Below are 19,754 nucleotides of genomic sequence, written 5' to 3'. Positions count from 1 at the left end.
AAATCCCTCTGAATCTAGTGTCGTCGAATTCTACAAAAGGATTAGGAATTTACAGAATTTTTTCCTTCCCAAATCCTAGAATTATGACTGCTAGCCCTACAGAAAAAATAGAACTGGGGAACCAAAATATCTTCTTCGACCGCGAACTTTCCTGGGTCGACTTCAACCACCGTGTATTGGAAGAATCCTTTGATAAGGAGAACCCCCTTCTCGAACGCCTCAAATTTCTTTGTATCACTGAATCCAATTTGGATGAGTTTTTTATGGTCCGAGTGGCGGGCCTTCTCAACTTAAAAAATGCAGGAATCGAAGAACGTAGCCTCAATGGGAAACGCACTTCTGAAACACTTGCCGAACTCTACTCCAAAGTGGGACAATTTGTAAAAAGACAATATGAGTCCTTAGATGAGATCCTTGTCGAACTAAAAACAAACAAAATTGTGGTGGTCCAAGATCCTAGCGAACTTGCCGGTGATGACATCCAATTTGTAAAAAATTATTACAAACGAGAAGTCTCTTCCATCCTCACTCCACTTGCGATTGATCCTTCACATCCTTTTCCTCATATTCTCAACAGAACTTTGAATTTGGGAATCACTTTGTATTCGGATGATGATAAAAACAAAGCTAAAGAACTTTTTGCCATCGTTCAGGTGCCGAGTGTTCTTCCACGTTTTTTGCAATTACCACAAAACAAAGAAACTGACGTGAGAAGGTATTTCCCTCTAGAAGAGATCATCAAACTTCATTTAGGTGACCTTTTCTTTGGAATGAATGTAAAACAAATTCATACATTCAAAATAGTAAGAGATGCGGATATCTCCATCAATGAAGAACAAAACATTGGCGACCTTCTTGCCACAATGAAAAACGAATTAAAGAACCGAATGTGGGGAGATGCGGTTCGTTTGGATGTTCACTCTGGCGCAGGGCACATCAAAGAATTGTTACGTGGGCTTTTGGAATTGGAAGAATACCAAGTGATGGAAATTCCCACCTTACTCAGTTTAAATGACCTTATGTTCTTTCAAAGTTTAGAAAAAACTAGCCATTTAAAATATTCATATCCTGTTCCAAAATCTGGTTTTGCTGCAAAAAAAAGTGAATCTATCTTTTCGGAAATTCGTAAAAATGATCACTTACTTCATCACCCTTATGAAAGTTTTAAGTCGATTGAAGATATGTTAAAGATAGCAAGCCAAGACCCAAAGGTCCTTGCCATCAAAATGACCTTATATAGAACTTCTGGAGATTCACCCATCATCCAATATTTAGGGGAAGCAGCAGAAAACGGCAAACAGGTTACAGTTCTTGTGGAACTCAAAGCAAGGTTTGACGAAGAAAGAAACATTCGTTGGGCCAAAAAACTTGAGGATAGTGGTGTTCACGTTGTTTATGGTGTGGTCGGACTTAAAATCCATTGTAAGATGTTACTCATCGTACGCAGAGAAGATGATAAACTCAATCGTTATGTACACCTAGGAACAGGAAACTATAACTCGACCACTGCCAGGTTTTATACAGACTTAAGTTTGTTCACGGCAAATCCTGAAATCACTGAAGATGTTGCGATTCTTTTCAACACCATCACAAGTTCAGGTAAAATGCCTAGGCTTTCTAAAATTTATGCCGCTCCTACTTTTTTAAAAGAAGAGTTTCTCCATCTGATCCAAAGAGAAACAGACAATGCAAAAAACGGAAAACAAGCTCGTGTCATATTTAAAATGAACTCTCTTGTAGATCCTGATATCATTTTAAAACTTTACGAGGCTTCACAAGCGGGAGTTAAAATTGATTTAATCATTCGGGGGATCTGTTGTTTAAGGCCCGGAATTCCAGGAGTTTCTGATCGCATCAATGTTCGCTCCATTGTCGGAAGATACTTAGAACATTCACGAATTTATAGTTTTGAAAACGGCGGAAAACCAGATGTTTATTTGGCATCTGCCGATTGTATGCCAAGAAACTTTCTTCGTCGAATTGAAGTTATGTTTCCGATCTTACAGGATAAACATAAAAAAAGAATCAGTAAAATCCTGGAACTTCTCCTTCGTGATAACACACAAGCAAGAGTTTTAGAATCTGACGGAACTTACACACGTTTGACACCAGGCGATGATGATCCTGCTGTTAACTCTCAAATCGACATGGTTGATATCTAAAGGATAAAGAATGGATTTTTCAAAAACAAAAAATGACTTAAGCCAACTCATTGGTGACAAAAAGGTAATACAAAAAAATGACGGAACCATGGATGAAGCTTTGTTCAATTCTTATGGAACTGATAGAACTAAAGTTTATCCACCAAATTACCAAGTATTAGTATTTCCAGAAAGTACGGAAGATGTTGCTGCGATTGTTTCTTATGCTTACAAAAACGATATTGCAGTCGTACCATCTGGGGGACGAACCGGTTATGCTGGTGGAGCTGTTGCCAAAAATGGAGAAATAGTTATCTCATTATCCAAAATGGACAAAGTGGTTGACTTTGACCCCTTTCTTGGCACCTTACACGTACAAGCCGGAATGATCACAAAGAATCTCCACAAAGAAGCAGAAGAACGTGGATTTTATTTTCCAGTGGATTTTGCTGCCACTGGATCTAGTCATATTGGTGGAAACATTGCGACCAATGCCGGTGGAGTGCGTGTGGTACACTATGGTTTGATTCGAGACTGGGTTCTTGGCCTGACTGTTGTGAATGGAAAAGGTGAAACTTACAAATTCAATGGTGAAATTCTAAAAAATAATACAGGTTACGACCTCAAACATTTGTTTATTGGTTCTGAAGGCACACTCGGTATCATCACGGAAGCCGTGGTCAAACTCACAAAACCGCCAAAAGACATTCGTGTCATTTTCCTTGCTGTTCCCGAATACAAAAACATTTTAGAAATCTTTCGAGAAACACATAACTTTGATTTACCACTTCTTGCTTTTGAGTTTTTAACTGATTATTGTTTGGACAAAGTGAAAGAACATTTAGGAGTACCTGATCCTTTCCAAGCGCCTAGCAAGTATTACGTGTTAATGGAATTCGAAGTTAGTGGCGAATCAGACGAAGAAAAACTTTATTCCATTTTAGAATCCATAACAGAAAAAGAATTCGTCACTGATGGAAGCATTGCGCAGAACTCACGACAAAACGAAACATTTTGGAAATACAGAGAAGGGATTTCTGAATCTTTGTCACTTGCATATACGGTACATAAAAATGACATCTCACTTCCACTTCGTAATATGGAAGCTTTCTTAGATGAAATGACATCCCTCTTAACCAAAAAATACCAAGGATTTCACATTGCACTTTTTGGACATATTGGGGATGGAAACCTCCACCTAAACATTGTGAAACCAAAAGACCTTTCGGATGCCGAGTTTTTTGCCCAGTGCAAACAAGTGGATCCGGAAATGTTCACTCTCATTCAAAAATTCAAAGGATCTATTTCGGCGGAACATGGGATTGGACTTTTAAAAAAGGATTATTTGAACTTTTCCAGGTCCGAATCTGAAATCAATACCATGAGAGCGATCAAGTTGGCGTTTGACCCCAAAGGAATATTAAATCCCGGCAAAGTGCTCTAAATCCAGGCAGAGGCAGTCTGAACAGATATTTCTGGTCGTTCTGCCTGTTTTGTAGGCAAGTCCTAAAAAAATGCTAGATTTCCATCAGATTCAGTCTATACTGTAATTATGTTCAGGAATGTGATAAAAATATTTGGGATTTCCCTACTCACAATATCCCTGGGCAGCGCTTTTCTTTCCGAAGAGAATGTTCTTGTTCGAACTCGCGGAGCCAAATCCAGCCGAGTCAGTGGAAAGAGCCATCTATCAGGTGCTCTTGCCATTTCGATCAGCCAGTCCTCCTCAGAAGAAACTTCAGGTACGAAAGATTTAGAAGATGTACTCACATGGAGTGGCAAAGGTCAGACTTTACTTACGACCCTTTTGCTAACACATAACGACAAACTCCATACGTCTTTTATTTCAGGGCTTCTTGCATCCCGTTACCTGAGTCTACCTCCACCCGTTTAACTCCTCTCTACCGCTTAAACCTGTGTCCCGTAAGGGACACAGGATGTTTTTATATTCTCAACATTTCCTATGATTTGTTTCTCATTTGCCAAAGACTCTTGTGACTGTTCCGGGGATTCCTGACTCTGGGCAGTCTTTTTTTTGAAAACTCCTTCGTCCGATATCTTATCAATTCAACAAATTGAACAATATATGAGATTTGAATCAAACACTAGAATTGTTTTAGAATTGAGCACATGAATCAAAATGAATGAGTGGACATTATGAAGGCAAACTGTTCTGCCAAACTGATCGCATTTTTCTTAACGGTAACCATTGGTTTTCCGTGGGATGCTACTTCAGATACAGTTTCCCAATATCTGGAAGCAAATCTCCACCAGATTAAAAAGTCTTATTCTTCCTCTCTCGAAACTCCAGAAGACACGGCCATTGATGATCCTCGAATTTCTGCAATAGATGATTCAGCGACACTCAGCCGGTCAAGAGCTGACTTTTTAGATTTTTTTAGTGAAAGTCGATCTGATGTTTTATCAGAATCACTTTTATTTTCTTTTGTTGATTTAATTTCAAATGGAACCTATGTTCCTGGTTTACTTTCTTCACTTCTCTTAAATATTCCTCCACCGATTTCTTTTAGTTAATTCACTTCGGCATTCGCTGAATCCAGAAGTATACCTATGTTTACAGGATCTTGGTGTACCTATGTTTTTTTTCTCAATTTTTTTATGTTTGGTAACTTATGAGTTTTTACAAAAGAATCGGTATCTACCTCTTCCTTGTGTTTTCTACCTCCCACTTATGGGGAGAAGAAACTAAGCTAGCACAAGCAAGTGAAGCCCTGAAAAGACAACTTTCAGATGAAAATCCAAGGTCATCGCTAGGATCTAGTTTGTATCCTGATGACCAAAGGTTAAATCGTGAAATTGATTTAGAGTCTGCAGAGACACTTTTGTGGAAGAATAACCTTCTACTCATTGCATCTCGTTTCCAAATCGATGTAAAAAAAGCAGGGATCTTACAAGCAGGACTCTATGCAAACCCAAACATCGCCATTGATCAGAGTATTTTTGCAGAACCAACCCAAAGATACTTTGATACAACTAGGTCAGGACAATCGGTAATCCAAATCCAACAAGTATTTCTACTTGGTGGAAAAATTGATAAACGTGTGAAAGTTGCAGAACTTAACGCAAAGATTTCTGAACAAGAGTTTTATGATTTAGCTCGTGCTGTCATAACGAAACTAAGAAGAACTTTTTACACAATATACTTTTATAAAAAAGCAGTAGTGTTTTATGACCAAAGTATTGCTTCAATTGAAAAAACTGTAGATTCATCTGAACTTGCTTACAAAAGACGAGCTCTTCTTCAAGCGGAACACTTACGTTTGAAGGCACTATTGTTCTTCTTAAAAAAAGAAAGAGAAGACTTAGCGATCAAAGTTTATGAAAAAGAAGCCGATCTAAAAATTCTTTTGAACGATGATTTGTATCGTGATGCTCGCATAGAGTTTAATCCCACGGTCAATGAATCACATTTAGATGCCATTGTTCCCAACCAAGCACGTTTGGAAGATTTAGTTGAAATCGCTCGTGAAAACCGACCCGACTTAAAAAAAGCATTACAAACCTTACGATTTGAAGAAGCGAACTTAGAACTTCAATATGCCAATGCGATTCCCGATTTGTCTTTTGGTCCTGTTTATAACCGAGGTGGTACTGCATTTCAAAACTATTGGGGAGTCACAGCACAACTTAGTGTTCCCCTTTTCGATAGAAACCAAGGGAATATACAAGCAGCAGAAAAAGCCATACTTGTCCGCAAACAAGAGTTAAAGAACAATATTCTCGAAGTAGAAAATGAAGTGGCCGTTGCATACCAATCTGCACGGATTAAAGATGCTCTTTATAAACGATTTAGTAATGCTTATATCAAAGATTACGGAAGTTTATCTTTAGATATGATTATGAGTTATGAAAAAAAATACATAACCATTTTAGAGTTCGCTGACTTCTTTGAAACTTATCGATCGAGCATTGTTGAAATGTTAAAACTCCAAACGGATCGAATGGAAGCTATCGAAAATGTAAACTATGCTGTGGGTAAAGGTATCTTTATCCCCAAATCTGAAAATCAAACCAATCCTAAAACTGAGGAATAAAATGTTAATTACCTTAAAATCTTTAAACCAAAAGGCAAAAATCCTCCTAATTTCAGGAGTGGCTCTTGTAGTCATCGCTGTTCTATTTATGATTTTTTCCAAACCTGCAAAACCAGTTCACAAACATCCAGAGAAAGCTGAAGTTTTTGATGGTGGATTACGAATTGAATTCAAACCAAATAGCCCAGGCCTAGAAATTGTAAAATCAACAGCAATTGGTGGCGGTGGAGAATTTGTAAGTTTGGAAGCACCGGCAAGACTCATTGCTTCCACTTCACCATCGGTTAGTAATGGTGCTCGAATCATTCTCTTCGAATCAGCGGAGTTAAACGATCTTTATGTTGGATATATTCATGCTAAAAACAAACTCCATAGATCCAATAAGAACTTAAGCCGGATCAAAGATATGTTTGTCCACCGAGTGGCAACTGAAAAAGATTTAGTAGAATCGGAAACGGATTCTGGGAACGATGCAGCAGAACTTGCCGAATTCGAAGGGAAACTCAGAGCACAAGGATTAAACCCAAGTGAATTAAGTACGGCAGGAAGTTTAAAAGCATGGATCATTACCGATGTTCCTGAATCACAAATTTCCACGTTACGCAAAGGTAAAAAAGTAAAAGTAGTATTTGCCTCTTTTCCTGATGAAGAGTTTGTGGGAACTGCGGAAGCAATCGGTGATAACGTTGACCCTCTCACAAGAACAGCTAAGATGAGAATCATTGTTGTGAACGATAAATACAGATTGAAACCAGGTATGTTTGGAGTTGTAAAATTCCCTGAACAAACAGGTGGAGATAGTGTGGTTTTACCTTACACAGCAATTGTCACTGTCGAAGGAAAAAATTATGTTTTTGTCGAAGAGAAACCATTAACTTTCAAAAGAAGAGAAGTTGTATTAGGTATCTCTACAAAAGAAAGAGTCAATATCATTGAAGGATTGGCTCCTGGTGAGAAGGTAGCAATCCAAGGTTCCATTCTTTTAAAAGGTTTAAGTTTTGGTTTTTAATATGAAAAAACTCAGCCTTTTACTGATTACCATAACACTATTCGGATCTGCTTTATTGGCAGAACCTTCTTCTCCTTACCCGAAGGATAAGGAAGGCAATGAAATCAAACCAGAATGGACACCAACTAAGTCGGATCAGTCGGCATTTGGTGAAGATGAAAAATTAAAAGCTGATAGTTTGGATGCCAAAAGACTCCCGAAAGCAACTAATTTTTGGGTTTATGGTGCTTCCATTGGATCACCAGCAAGTATCAACTTTAACTTAGGTTATTACTTTAAAGATGTCGTTGTACGAGGGTCAGGCGGTGCGTGGGGTCCTCATTGGTATGGTGGTCAGGTGGATTTAGGATACACCTTTTGGAAAACTCCAGTAATTGCTCATAGTATTTCGATTGTGGGTGGATATTTTGAAGTGAATCCTTTTGCACCAGAAGTTGGTCGTGGAGGCCAATCTTCCTATCCAACAGGACTCAATATTCCTGGATACAACAGGAGAGACCCTTCACAAGAAGACTTACTCATCAGATCTTATGTAAACTCCATTGATAGTAATGTCGGAGCTTATTTAGAATATGAAAGCAGAGAAAGACAAAGAGTCCATCTTTCGCAAAGATACATAGGTATGACTTACGACTTCCTACTTGGAAACTTCTTTTTACAAGTGGGTGGTGGAGTTGGACAAGGCGACTATAAAAACCCACAATTATTACTCCAAATGGGTTACCTCTTCAATACGAGGGAATATCATGATTAAAGATTTTATCGAAAAAGCACTTAAAAACCGAGTAACTACGCTCATTGCAGCAGCAGTTGCTGTTCTCTTTGGGCTATGGGCATGGATTGACATTCGTAAAGAAGCGTATTCGGATATTGCAGATACTCAAGTTAGGCTCATCGCAAAATTCCCAGGTAAAGCCGCCGTTGAGGTCGAAGAACGTGTCACCCTCCCCATTGAACGGGTATTAAATGCAATTCCAAAGGTTGCAGTAAGAAGGTCCAGAACCATTAACGGACTCGTAGTATTTCAATTTGTCTTTGAAGATGGAACAGATGATTATTTTGCAAGGATGCGACTTATGGAACGAGTTGCCGATGCAGATATCCCTGAAGATGTCCATCCAGCGCTTGGACCAATGAGCTCTCCTGTTGGTGAAATTTATCGTTATGTTGTAGAATCTTCAGAAAACCACACGCCGATGGAACTTCGAACCATCCAAGACTGGATTGTAATGCCGAAGATGTTACAAATTCCTGGAATTGCCGACGTAGTGACATTTGGTGGACTACCAAAACAATACCACGTGGTCACTTCACCCGATAAGTTAATTCGTTACAAATTAACAATTGGTGATGTCATCAAGGCAATTCAAGAAAACAACTTAAATACAGGCGGAAATTTACTCCTACAAGGAGAACAAGGGTTTCCCATTCGATCTTTAGGTGCCATTCGAGATCCGAAACATATTGAGAACATTGTGGTTAAAACCGTAAATGGTGTTCCCGTTTTTATCCGAGATTTAGGTTCTGTTGAAATTTCTCATCCCATTCCTAGTGGCGTTCTTGGTTATACCATTCAAAACGATGATGAGGGTCTTATTGACGTAGACTCATCTGTTCAAGGTTTGGTAGCAATGCGCCGTTGGGGTGATCCAAACGAAATGGGTGAGAGGATTAGAGAAAAAGTAAAAGAAATCAATGAAAACTATCTACCTAAAGGTGTTCAACTTCGAAATACCTACGATAGAACTGATTTAGTAAATTATACCCTTCGTACCATTGGTAAAACTTTGGTGGAAGGTGTTGTTGTAGTCAGTTTAGTTTTGATTTTCTTCATTGGAAGTGTTCGTGCATCATTAGTGGTTGTGGCAACGATTCCATTTGCGATGTTATTTGCCTTTCTCCTAATGAATATGACAGGAATTCCTGCCAGTTTACTTTCATTAGGTGCCATTGACTTTGGTATCATTGTGGATGGTGCCGTGATCATGGTTGAAAATATCATGAGGCGGTACAGAGATGCAACTCCTGAAGAAAAATCACATGGAATATTAGCATTCACAAGAGATGCAGCATCGGAAGTAGGAACCGAAATTCTATTTTCGATTTTGATCATCATCTTAGCATATCTTCCGATTTTCTCATTTGAAAGGATCGAAGGTCGTTTGTTCAAACCTATGGCTTTTACAATTTCATTTGCGATCCTTGGAGCATTGATTTTTGCGATGGCAGTGATTCCTGTGCTAATGTCGATCATTTACAAAACTTATTTTGAATCAAAAAATCCAGGTCCCATTGAATGGCATAACCCGGTATATGATTGGATAGAAATTCGTTATAAACGAATCATTGAGTTCATTGTAAATAGATCACGAAAAGCAGTTAAATATACATTCAGTGTTGTGACAGTTTTCCTTGCAATTGGTATGTTCTCACTTGGAACAGAGTTCCTCCCTGAAATGGATGAAGGTGGATTTAACATTAGGATTTTCTTTCCTGTTGGTATCTCCCTGCCGGAAGCCAGAAAGTTTATGCCAAAAATTCGGCAAACCATCTACAAAAATGAACAAATCAGCGTGGTCATCTCTCAATTAGGTAGAAATGATGATGGAACAGATCCACTTCCTCCAAATAGATTAGAGGTTCTCATCGGCCTAAAAGACTATAATCAATGGAAGGAAAAAATCACCAAACAAGAGTTACTCTTACGAATGAGAAATGATTTGGAAGCTACACTTCCTGGTGCAAGGGTAAGTTTTTCTCAACCGATTATGGATAACCTTTCCGAAGCCATTATGGGTACCATTGCGGATCTTGCGGTTTTTGTTTCCGGTAACGATTTGAAAATTATGCGTGGGATCGGTAATGAAGTCCTAGAAGAAATCAAGGAAATGAAAGGTGCTAGCGAGTTTGGGATTGAACAAGAAGCCGAAAGTCCTCAGCTAACAATCAACATCAACAGAGAAGCTGCCGCACGGTTTGGAATTAATGTCATCGACATCCAACAGATGATTGAAGCAGCTATCGGGATGCAAAAAGTGAGCACCTTATACGAAGGTCCATCTGACATTCCGCCGAAAACACCTGCTCGATTTGGAATTGTTGTTCGATTTTCAAAAGATTACCGCGCATCAAAACAAGCGATTGAAAATATGCCTATTATTTCTCCGAAAGGAGAAAGGATTCCATTATCACAATTGGCAGATATAGAAGTCATTGATGGACCAACTATGATCTTCAGACAAGAAGGTCGTCGTGTCGTAACTGTTCGGACAAACATCCGAGGTCGTGACCAAGGAGGATTTGTTTCTGAACTCCAAAAACGTGTGAAGAAAAAAATCAAACTTCCCGATGGTTACGAAATTCGATTTGGAGGCCAGTATGAAAACTTAGCTCGAGTCGGAAAAAAATTAGCGATAGTCATCCCAATTACAATTCTCATTATTTTTGGTGTCCTCTATATGTTATATAGAAACCTAAAGTATGTTTATGTTGCGCTTGCATGTATTCCGCTTTCACTACTTGGAGGAATTTATGCATTACTATTTAGAGGATACTACTTCAATGTTTCTGGCGGTGTAGGATTTATTTCCCTCTTTGGAATTGCCACAATGGCTGGTGTATTGTTTGTTTCAAGAACCAATCACCTGTTAATCGAAGAGCCAGACATTACGACTAAAGCTGCGGTAAAAAAAGCTGCAGTAATCCAGCTTAGACCAATGTTAATGACTATGTTACTTGCACTACTTGGTTTAATCCCAGCAACGCTTGGAACAGGAGTTGGATCAGATGTTCAGAGACCACTTGCAACCGTAATTGTTGGGGGATTGTTCTCAGCGATGTGCCTCGTATTGACGATTCTTCCTTCTCTTTATTTAGTTGTGGTTGGCGAAAGAAAACCGAATGCTAAGGAACTTGAAGAAATGAGTCACAAAAAGCACATTCCTTTCCTAGACTTTGTTAGCGAACTCAGTGAAGAACCTTTGGAAGAAGATGAAGAGGATGATGATACTCTAAAGAAAAAGAAAAAACCAAGTAAAAAAAAGAAAAGAACCTAAACTAAACTCTTTTCATAGAATTAGAAACTATTCCCATTTCTCCTATTTTCAACTCCAGACCACAAAGTGGTTTGGAGATTTTCTTTAAACTAATACCGAACCGAAGCAGCTACAATAAACAATCGTTCGATACGACTATGTTTATTTTTATCAGTTTCAAATATAGGATCCATAGATTCTTTCTGAGTCATTTCAAATCGAATCATCCCAGGGTGCCAGTGTAACAAATCGAAGGTGGCTGTGTAACCATTAGTCATAAACCCATTCCGTGTGTAGGTAGTTGCCAATACTTGTTTAGGATCGTAATACCTTTCAATACGGAAACTTAAACGATATAAATCATCATAACGAAAACTTGTCCAAAAAGTTCCATGGTACCATTGATTATAGGCGTTTGATTCCATATTAGTATAAACGCCAAGGACAGGATTAATTTCTTTCCACCAAGGTTCATATTGAAAAGATTCTTTTGCTTTTTGTGCACCAACATCTCCAGAAACAGCAAACGACAACCAATCCAAAGCCTTCCATTCCAAAATTGTGTTATTATAAAATCTTGTTTGTTTTCTTTCAAAATCGGGAGCTTCATTTCCGACAAATTGATTTGCTGTAATGGTAAAATTTGGCGTTAAAAAAAACTTAAATTGAGATCCAAGAGACTTATCTTTATTTTGGTCCGTGATGTTTTGCCACCCATTCATTACATGAAACTGAAATTGAAACTTTTCCGTGAACTTAGTTGTAAGTCGAACACCCGAGGAATAATACGGAACGTAATCAAGAGCAAGTGCTCTCGTGTAATTCCAGTTATCTGAAGATATCCATGATTCATGACCTATGTGCCCAAAGTAAATACCAGCATCAACCCAAGTATCTTTTGCTAATTTAAAACCTACGTAGGCTTCTTGAATATGTTTTACTGAATTTTGATTTGAACTGACATCTCGGTTTGCTTCGGAAGCATAATTCGTATTTACCGATGTACCAAATTGCAAAGCCAAACGTCCTCGAACTTTTTCCTCCTGCCATTTGGCATCAACAAACCCAAGATTGATATTAAATTCATCATTACGAACTGCTTGAGTTGCATACAATCTTTCTTTTGAAATCGGATGATTGGTGTTATGTGAGTAGTATGTATCGACAAATGCACCAAACTTTAAACTAGCTGGTAGTGGATTCTGAGTTGGCAAAGGAGTATCTGTTGTTTTTTCTTTCAACTCTTCTGCTTGTAGCATAAAGATACTAAAGAAAAACAAACACATAAATAATGCGAGTTTAGAACAATTGATTTGCATCACGGTGTTCCGCTCCCGAAAGAGCGGAGATAAGATTATTTTTTTAATAATTCTTTAATTTCTTTTGGAAATCCAAGAAGATCTTCTGGAATAGGAATTAGTTTTTTTCTGTATTTGGCTTTGTATTCTTTTTTAAATTTTGTATGACAAGACTTACAAGTTTCATCGGGTTTTCCAAGTGCCATCTTAGCATCGATAATTTCTTTCCATTCGGCTTTTTGGTCTTCAGGTGCCATATCGGGAACCTTTTCCAAAATTTTATTCAGATAATCAGCATTCTCTTTTTTATCATACAACTTTGTTGCAGGTTTAGTATAATCTTCCATAAAATCATGAAGATTCATTTCAGTTGTTGATTTGGTCTTTTTTTCTGCATTCAGTACAATTCCGAGTGCGGACAAGAACAATAATGTACTCAGTATCATTTTCAATTTCATAATTACCTTCCAAGAGAAATCTTAAGGATTAAGTAAATGAGAATCAAGTCTGTTTTTACGATGGATCGTCTCTCCCAGTCCAAATTTTTTAACCGATTCCAAATTGACACGACCAGTGTATTCATCTTCGTAGGCACCCAGAGATTGGATGAAACTTTTGTCCATTCCAGCAAGCAATCTTGTGTCAGGCAAATAAAGATATCCTTTGGCCCTCCGTGGCGTAAAAGGAAATTGAATTAAAGATAGATAGTGATCCCAGTGACTTACATTTTCTGGAACAGAATGTTCAAATGCACGGAGTCCTCTTTTTACATGTTTCACTTCATCCTCAAATACCGTTAACATTATATCAGATGTTAGATGGTCTCCGAAATAGGAAAAAACTTGTGCATAAACCTGTGCGTAATCTAAATTTGCACCTTCAAAAGAAATTGACATTACTGCAGCAAAAGATTCTAAACTCTTAAATTGACCTTGTTGTTTCCAAAAAATATAATTCAAAGGGATATCGCCAAAATCAACACCGAAGTCTCGCATTCGATTCAAATATAACTTTAAATGAGTTTGTTCCTCTTCAATCGTTTTTAAAAAACCATTCCGAACTGATCTTGGTGCATCAGGAAATGCGAGCAAAGCCCAAGCGAATAACTCAATTGCCATCAGTTCGTGATTTGCAAAATGATGAAGACTAAGCCCTCGATTGGATACTAAATTGAGATGCTCCAAACGAGGAATTTTTACCTTTTTGTCGGAGAATTGAAATTTTTGAGAACGACCAGGTGCTTCGATTCTGATCGAATTAAATTCAGTTTCTTCATCCCAATGACGGCTAGGAGGAAGTAATTTATCCTCCAAATTTGGAGCAAGTAACAAATGTTTTGCGTAATCGGAAATTTTCATATCAATAAAGACGTTTAGAACTCTTAAAAAGGAATTTACAACAGAATTAAATAATTAGGATATAAATCCAAATTCAATGAGTCCGCCTAAAACTAAAAGTACGAATTTTTACGATTCCGTCTATGCAGTGGTAAAAAAGATTCCAAAAGGAAAAGTTACCACTTACGGTCACATTGCTTTACTTCTTGGAAGTCCAAGAGCCGCAAGGGCAGTAGGTTACGCATTGAATGCACTGAAAAAGGAAATGGAACAAAAAATCCCTTGGCAGCGGGTCATCAATGCCCAAGGCAAAATATCCTTTCGTGGAGATACTTTTCGTGCTTCTTTGCAGAAAAAAATCTTACAATCGGAAGGTGTTGTCTTTGATCAAAATAATGATACATTGAATTTTGACAAGTACGGATGGTTTCCATAACATGACGAAAGATTTTCCCATTACTCTAACAATCGCCGGTTCTGATTCTGGCGGTGGCGCAGGAGTCCAGGCAGACCTTAAAACATTTTCCTCTCTTGCTACATTTGGAACCACTGTCTTCACATGTTTAACAGCACAAAATCCAGATGGCGTTAGTGGAATTTCTGAAATAACAACTGACTTTGTATCAGCTCAATTAAAAGCAGTTTCTGGATATTTCCCAATCAAAGCAGCCAAAACTGGAATGTTGTATTCTGCCAATATCATAGAAACAGTCGCAGAATTTTTTTATGAAAATCCCGATATTCAATTGGTTGTAGATCCAGTAATGGTTGCCACAAGCGGCGCAAAACTTTTGAAAGACGATGCAATTCTTTCATTAACCAATGACCTTTTGCCACTTGCAAAACTAATTACACCTAACTTAGATGAGGCTTCATTGTTGTTAGGCGAACCAATTAATCAATATGATCAATTGGTTCCCATGGCAGAAAAATTATTTAAAAAGTATAATGTCCCCATCTTATTAAAAGGTGGGCATTTACCAAATGCAACTGAAGCCACTGATGTTTTATTCGATGGAAAATCATCGTATCTATTTTCAAAACCGTTTTTAAAAGGCAAAAACACACACGGAACCGGATGTACCTACTCTGCCGCAATCACATCCTTCCTAGCACATGGAAAAAATCTTCCAGAAGCAGTTGGCTCCGCAAAGGAATACCTTCACCTAACTCTTGAAGATGAAATTAAAACTGGACCTATTTTCCATTTAAATCATTTCCCAGATCCAACTAACTGAATCAAATTAGTATTCGATATTTAATTCTTTGATTTTTTTATCTAAGGTATTTCGATTGATTCCCAAAAATTTTGCTACGCGGGTTTTGGTGTAGCGAAACTTCTTCATAGCATACTGAATGAGCCTTGACTCTACTTCACTCACAACAATTTCCATTGCACGGCCATCCAAACCATCCAATTGCCCTGGAGTCAATCTACCGGAACCTAAATCCAATGGTTCTGCCCCCGATACTGATTCCACATGATTCAGTTGGGTCACTTCGGTTGTATTCTCAGGTAAATCATCTATACTAGAAAGAATATCGGAAAAATCATCCTCACTTAAAACTTCATCTTGTGCAAGTACAACAGCCCTTTCAATGACATTCTCCAACTCACGAACGTTACCTGGCCATCGGTATTTTAATAAAAGTTTTGAAGCTTCACGCGAAATTCCTTTCACTACTTTATTATTGTCTTTTGTATATTTTTCCAAAAAGTGATTCATTAAAAGAGGAATGTCTTCAACTCGATCACGTAACGGAGGAGTGTTAATCTTTACTACATTCAATCGATAAAACAAATCTGCTCTAAACTTTTTCTCTGCAACAAGTTGCTCCAACTCCGCATTGGTTGCAGCTATGATTCGAACATCCACCTTCTTTGCTTTTGTAGAACCAATGGCTTCAATTTCTCGTTCTTGCAAGACCCGAAGTAATTTTGATTGTAAATTTAAATCCATTTCACCAATTTCATCAAGAAAAATGGTACCGGTATCTGCTAATTCAAACTTTCCTTTTTTATCTGTCACTGCCCCAGTAAAGGAACCTTTTTTATGACCGAATAGTTCGCTCTCTAATAAATTTTCAGGAATCGCTGCACAGTTAATTTTAATAAATGGGTTTTCCGAACGAGAACTATTATAATGAATTGCGTTAGCAATCATCTCTTTTCCTGTTCCGGATTCTCCTGTAATCAAAACCGATGCTCTAGAATCTGCAACTAGTTGGATTTTTTCAAACATCTTCTCCATACTAGCCGCTTTACCAATAAGAGATCCAAATTTATATTTATTCTTTAATTCTCTTTTGAGCTGTATATTTTCACGAGAGATTTCTTTTTTAGCCTCTTCCACCAAATTTTGAATTTTAATGGATTGAGAGATGATGGAAGCAACAACCTGTAGAAAATCCAAAAAGGATTTTAAATCGGTATGTTTATTTTGAACAATAAATGCATTCACTACACCTAACATTGTCTGTTCACTTAGAATTGGTGCACACAATAAACTCACGTTATTCGGATCATGTTTAAAGTGAGATAAATATCCTACTCGATTTAGAAAGTCAGGATGGCTTGCCACCGACTCAATAATGATCGGTTCTCCTGATTCATACACCTTTCCAGTAATCCCTTCTCCTGGTTGGTAAGTACCCTTATCAATTTCCTCAGGAGATAATCCAGATGCGGCCACTATACGAAGAAGACCTTCATCCTTATTAAATAAAACAATACTTCCCTTTTCTAAACGAAGTGATTTTTCCATTGTCACCATGATAGAATCAAAAACTTCATTTTGATCTAAAGTGGAACTCACCACTTTTGAAATTTCGATTAGTGTCGCTTGGATTTTCGTTCTTTGTTCTAAACTGCGAATGGTTTGTAGGTTCTTAAAAATTTGACCTGCTTGGTGTGAAAGAACACTAACAATTTCCAACATCTCTGCGGTAAAAGCATTCAAACGATTTGAATCGAGAGAAATGACCCCAATAATATCATCTTCCACAATCATAGGAGCAACTAACTCTGATTTGATTTCTTCTTTTACCTGAATGTAATCAGGATCCTTTGAAACATCATTCACTAGTTTTGCTTTTCCTGTGGAAGCTGCAACCCCAGTGATCCCTTGCCCAATTTTGAGTTTGGTTTCCCGCAACAACTGTTGGTTCATACCCCGAGACGTTACGGCGTCTAAAACTCCGTGTTTTTCGTCGATGAGCATGAGAGATCCGGATTCCACACCACAAATTTGGATGCAACGATCCAAAATCAGTTCGAGGAGTCCATCCGGGTCTTGGGTGGAATTCATTGCGGTCGCTACTTCATGGATGGATTGAATGGGATTGAATTTTTTCACGCTCATAGTTCTTGCTCTTTAGTATTACGCTCTGCCTCGAAAGAATACAGAAAAACATTGTTGGTGACCAATACAGTATGCTTATTTACTAAACAAATAAACCATTTTTTAATCATATCTACCGACATCCTTTCGATTTCTGCAGAAAAAACAACATTTGCTTATAGATTAAGCATGAATCGTACCAGCTTTCTTCGATATTGAGGAAATTCTTGTAGCAAATGAAAAAAGAAATCGATTAACCTGGCTTAGGATGAACCGAGAGCCCACTGATGACCGGATCTGTTTGCTCTGTGCAGAATCTCAAGTTCCCAATGGAATCACAAAAAATGGGCGTTTTTTCTGCCAAACTTGCGACAGGGAATGGATTTTAGAAAAACGAAAAATCCCAAGGATAGGGCACAACATCCTGTCTTCCCAAGAGAAAACTGAATTTCTTTTAGACAACCTTTCATTATTCAACTCCTCCATGGGTTTGGAAGATTTGATGCAAAGGTTTACAGAACTTATCTCCGCACGTCTAAAACGAGACAAAGTTGCAGTATTTATCACCAATCTAGAGTTAGGTGGAATAAAACTAGTTTATTATTCTAGCCGTCAAAAAACTTTACAAAGAGCTATCAAACGAATTGCTTTAGATTATGATTTAAGTTATGGAGTCCTTATTGAATCAATGGCAAAAGGGGAACCATGTTTTTATAAATTTACTGATCAAAAACATCCATTTTACGAATTTTATTCAAAACTCACAGGAACCAAATCTCAATTGGTGATTCCCATCCTATATGCAAATACTGCAGTAGGATTGTTAACCATTGATTACGATGAAGAAGATTATTCTGATTTCCGAGAAGACCAAGAAATTTTACAATTGGTTATAGGACAATTTGCTGTATCGTTAAGAAATTCACTGCTTTTTTCTAAATCAGAAAATCAATCCAAGAACTTTCAAAGTTTACATACAGCCGCACTCACCTTAAGCCAAATGTATTTAAATAATCACGATGAAATGATAAGGATGATTCTTTTAACTTTGTCAGGAATAGTTGAATCTTCGTTTACTTGTTTGATTGAAAGTCCGAAAGAAACATCCAAAACAAAAATATTTAAACTCTATAGAGACCTAGAAAATTATCAAATTCAAACAGAAACTATAATGATCGCAACAGAAGAGATAAATTCTCTTTTGCAAACCAAAGAGAATATGGTGATGAATCCAACTAACCAAACGATTCTTCAATCCATCGGAATTGAAGGGAAAGAATCTGTAATTTTTCCTCTTAGTTTGGAGAATGGCACCCGATGCGTTTTTGTTCTCACAAAACAAGATAGTCGGTTTCCAAATGATGAAATAGAAGCTTTAAATGCTTTTATTTCATTAGCAAGAATCACAATGGAAAATTCCAATTTATACCAGAACCTTTCTAACAAAGAAAGATTGGAAAAAGAAATTGAAATCGCAAAAGAAATTCAAAGTACACTTTTACCACGAAAAGCTCCAGAGGCCGAAGGATTTTCCTTTGGTGGTTTTATGGTACCGGCCCGAGGTATTGGTGGTGATTATTATGACTTTATATTATCACCTAACAGAAACGAATTGTTTATTTGTATTGGTGATGTAAGTGGTAAAGGTGTTGCTGCTGGACTTGTTATGGCAACGGTAAGAACCATCCTTCATTCCCTGGTTCGAGTGAAGGATTCACCATGGGAAATTTTAAACGATATCAATAATTACCTTTATTCCAATTATAAAGAAGCAATCACACCTCGTTTTATGAGTATGATTCTGCTTCGATGGAATCTCATCACTGGAGAAGTCCATTATTCCGGTGCTGGGCATGGAAATTTTTACCACTTCCATTCTGAATCAAACTCACTTTCAATCATTGAAACTGAGGGTGTCATTTTGGGAATCAAACCAGACATTTCCGCCTTTCGAAACGAATCGAAACTCAAATTTGATTCTGGAGACACGATTTTACTCTATACAGATGGGGTAACAGAAGCCCTAAACACAAGTGAAATCCAGTTTGGAGAACCGCAACTCCAATCTAGTTTTCTTTCCTATATCCAATTAGAGCCAAAAAACATATTAGAGAAAATCTACTCAGAACTAAAAGAATTTGTCAAAGAACAGGAACAACACGATGATATCACTATGGTGGCAGTAAGGAAGATATGATCCCGGTAATTCCTACTTTGATTTCAAATCTTTTTGAGTTGGCCCTCAGTAGAATGGGAAACCAACTCCCAAGTTTATGGGCAAAAAATAAAACACAGTTTCTTATCTCCTATTCGGGAGGAAAAGACTCTTCTATTTTACTTCTCTTTTGTCAGTATCTAAAAGAAAAATACCAAATCCCAGCTCCTATTTTGTTTTATTTGTCACATGGCATTCGTTCGATTGAAACAGAAGAAAACGAACTATTTCAGTTTTTAGAAAAAACTAACTTCTCTTTTTATTTTGTAAAAAAAAAATCCCAAAACTTTCTCTTAAACTAAAAAAAGGATTAGAAGAAACGGG

At 37.6% G+C, this 19,754-nt stretch carries 16 protein-coding genes; 12 read left to right on the top strand and 4 right to left on the bottom strand.

Annotated features, from left to right (window positions below):
- Nucleotides 1-17: 17 nt before the first annotated feature.
- From ppk1 to CH364_RS01755, 8 genes are all read left to right on the top strand, one after another.
- Nucleotides 18-2,162, top strand: coding sequence for a polyphosphate kinase 1 (gene ppk1 / locus CH364_RS01790; protein WP_100741916.1), 2,145 nt, complete (start codon nt 18-20; stop codon nt 2,160-2,162).
- Between the two features lie 10 nt (nt 2,163-2,172).
- Entirely contained in the window at nt 2,173-3,585 is a 1,413-nt protein-coding gene (locus CH364_RS01785; protein WP_100741915.1) for an FAD-binding oxidoreductase, read from the top strand.
- Nucleotides 3,586-3,705: 120 nt separating this feature from the next.
- The gene (locus CH364_RS01780) at nt 3,706-4,035 is read left to right on the top strand and encodes a hypothetical protein (RefSeq protein WP_100741914.1); all 330 of its coding nucleotides are present in this window, start codon (nt 3,706-3,708) and stop codon (nt 4,033-4,035) included.
- Nucleotides 4,036-4,298: 263 nt separating this feature from the next.
- Nucleotides 4,299-4,676: a hypothetical protein gene (locus tag CH364_RS01775; protein ID WP_100741913.1), complete on the top strand. Its 378-nt coding sequence runs from the start codon at nt 4,299-4,301 to the stop codon at nt 4,674-4,676.
- A gap of 98 nt (nt 4,677-4,774) precedes the next feature.
- Nucleotides 4,775-6,196 (top strand): TolC family protein, encoded by a 1,422-nt coding sequence (locus tag CH364_RS01770; RefSeq protein ID WP_100741912.1) that lies wholly within the window; start codon nt 4,775-4,777, stop codon nt 6,194-6,196.
- Between the two features lies 1 nt (nt 6,197).
- Complete coding sequence (locus tag CH364_RS01765) at nt 6,198-7,205, top strand: efflux RND transporter periplasmic adaptor subunit (RefSeq protein WP_100741911.1); 1,008 nt, start codon at nt 6,198-6,200, stop codon at nt 7,203-7,205.
- Between the two features lies 1 nt (nt 7,206).
- Nucleotides 7,207-7,959, top strand: coding sequence for a hypothetical protein (locus CH364_RS01760; protein ID WP_100741910.1), 753 nt, complete (start codon nt 7,207-7,209; stop codon nt 7,957-7,959).
- Nucleotides 7,952-11,260, top strand: a complete 3,309-nt coding sequence (locus CH364_RS01755; RefSeq protein WP_100741909.1) for an efflux RND transporter permease subunit — start codon at nt 7,952-7,954, stop codon at nt 11,258-11,260. The genes CH364_RS01760 and CH364_RS01755 overlap by 8 nt, the downstream gene beginning before the upstream one ends.
- A gap of 89 nt (nt 11,261-11,349) precedes the next feature.
- Here CH364_RS01755 and CH364_RS01750 read toward each other — a convergent pair whose 3' ends face one another.
- From CH364_RS01750 to CH364_RS01740, 3 genes are read right to left on the bottom strand one after another with little or no spacing between them, the layout of a single operon-like run.
- Nucleotides 11,350-12,558 (bottom strand): porin, encoded by a 1,209-nt coding sequence (locus CH364_RS01750; protein WP_423790145.1) that lies wholly within the window; start codon nt 12,556-12,558, stop codon nt 11,350-11,352.
- Nucleotides 12,559-12,593: 35 nt separating this feature from the next.
- On the bottom strand, nt 12,594-12,995 hold the full coding sequence (locus CH364_RS01745) for a hypothetical protein (protein WP_100741907.1): 402 nt from the start codon (nt 12,993-12,995) through the stop codon (nt 12,594-12,596).
- 21 nt (nt 12,996-13,016) lie between these two features.
- Nucleotides 13,017-13,895: a DUF455 family protein gene (locus CH364_RS01740; protein ID WP_100741906.1), complete on the bottom strand. Its 879-nt coding sequence runs from the start codon at nt 13,893-13,895 to the stop codon at nt 13,017-13,019.
- Nucleotides 13,896-13,971: 76 nt separating this feature from the next.
- Between CH364_RS01740 and CH364_RS01735 the strand changes: the two genes are divergently transcribed.
- Together CH364_RS01735 and thiD are read left to right on the top strand one after the other, a co-directional pair.
- The gene (locus tag CH364_RS01735) at nt 13,972-14,310 is read left to right on the top strand and encodes an MGMT family protein (RefSeq protein ID WP_100741905.1); all 339 of its coding nucleotides are present in this window, start codon (nt 13,972-13,974) and stop codon (nt 14,308-14,310) included.
- Between the two features lies 1 nt (nt 14,311).
- The gene (gene thiD, locus CH364_RS01730; protein WP_100741904.1) at nt 14,312-15,112 is read left to right on the top strand and encodes a bifunctional hydroxymethylpyrimidine kinase/phosphomethylpyrimidine kinase; all 801 of its coding nucleotides are present in this window, start codon (nt 14,312-14,314) and stop codon (nt 15,110-15,112) included.
- 6 nt (nt 15,113-15,118) lie between these two features.
- Here thiD and CH364_RS01725 read toward each other — a convergent pair whose 3' ends face one another.
- Nucleotides 15,119-17,236, bottom strand: a complete 2,118-nt coding sequence (locus CH364_RS01725) for a sigma-54-dependent Fis family transcriptional regulator (protein WP_423790144.1) — start codon at nt 17,234-17,236, stop codon at nt 15,119-15,121.
- 247 nt (nt 17,237-17,483) lie between these two features.
- On the opposite strand from CH364_RS01725, the gene CH364_RS01720 reads away from it, so the two are divergent.
- The gene (locus CH364_RS01720; RefSeq protein WP_100741903.1) at nt 17,484-19,412 is read left to right on the top strand and encodes a GAF domain-containing SpoIIE family protein phosphatase; all 1,929 of its coding nucleotides are present in this window, start codon (nt 17,484-17,486) and stop codon (nt 19,410-19,412) included.
- Nucleotides 19,409-19,732, top strand: a complete 324-nt coding sequence (locus CH364_RS18880; RefSeq protein WP_100741902.1) for a tRNA lysidine(34) synthetase — start codon at nt 19,409-19,411, stop codon at nt 19,730-19,732. Before CH364_RS01720 ends, CH364_RS18880 begins: the two co-directional genes overlap by 4 nt.
- Nucleotides 19,733-19,754: the final 22 nt, after the last annotated feature.

Origin of the sequence: Leptospira harrisiae, from assembly GCF_002811945.1 — a bacterium.
GTDB lineage: Bacteria > Spirochaetota > Leptospiria > Leptospirales > Leptospiraceae > Leptospira_A > Leptospira_A harrisiae.
This window is presented reverse-complemented; position numbering and strand designations above follow the sequence as displayed.

Excerpts from the sequence above, each read along its gene's own strand:
- CH364_RS01785 (WP_100741915.1), top strand. The coding sequence starts at position 2,173 with ATGGATTTTTCAAAAACAAAAAATGACTTAAGCCAACTCATTGGTGAC.
- CH364_RS01775 (WP_100741913.1), top strand. The coding sequence starts at position 4,299 with ATGAAGGCAAACTGTTCTGCCAAACTGATCGCATTTTTCTTAACGGTA.
- CH364_RS01770 (WP_100741912.1), top strand. The coding sequence starts at position 4,775 with ATGAGTTTTTACAAAAGAATCGGTATCTACCTCTTCCTTGTGTTTTCT.
- CH364_RS01765 (WP_100741911.1), top strand. The coding sequence starts at position 6,198 with ATGTTAATTACCTTAAAATCTTTAAACCAAAAGGCAAAAATCCTCCTA.
- CH364_RS01760 (WP_100741910.1), top strand. The coding sequence starts at position 7,207 with ATGAAAAAACTCAGCCTTTTACTGATTACCATAACACTATTCGGATCT.
- CH364_RS01755 (WP_100741909.1), top strand. The coding sequence starts at position 7,952 with ATGATTAAAGATTTTATCGAAAAAGCACTTAAAAACCGAGTAACTACG.
- CH364_RS01750 (WP_423790145.1), bottom strand. The coding sequence starts at position 12,558 with ATGCAAATCAATTGTTCTAAACTCGCATTATTTATGTGTTTGTTTTTC.
- CH364_RS01745 (WP_100741907.1), bottom strand. The coding sequence starts at position 12,995 with ATGAAATTGAAAATGATACTGAGTACATTATTGTTCTTGTCCGCACTC.
- CH364_RS01740 (WP_100741906.1), bottom strand. The coding sequence starts at position 13,895 with ATGAAAATTTCCGATTACGCAAAACATTTGTTACTTGCTCCAAATTTG.
- CH364_RS01735 (WP_100741905.1), top strand. The coding sequence starts at position 13,972 with ATGAGTCCGCCTAAAACTAAAAGTACGAATTTTTACGATTCCGTCTAT.
- thiD (WP_100741904.1), top strand. The coding sequence starts at position 14,312 with ATGACGAAAGATTTTCCCATTACTCTAACAATCGCCGGTTCTGATTCT.
- CH364_RS01725 (WP_423790144.1), bottom strand. The coding sequence starts at position 17,236 with ATGAGCGTGAAAAAATTCAATCCCATTCAATCCATCCATGAAGTAGCG.
- CH364_RS01720 (WP_100741903.1), top strand. The coding sequence starts at position 17,484 with ATGAACCGAGAGCCCACTGATGACCGGATCTGTTTGCTCTGTGCAGAA.
- CH364_RS18880 (WP_100741902.1), top strand. The coding sequence starts at position 19,409 with ATGATCCCGGTAATTCCTACTTTGATTTCAAATCTTTTTGAGTTGGCC.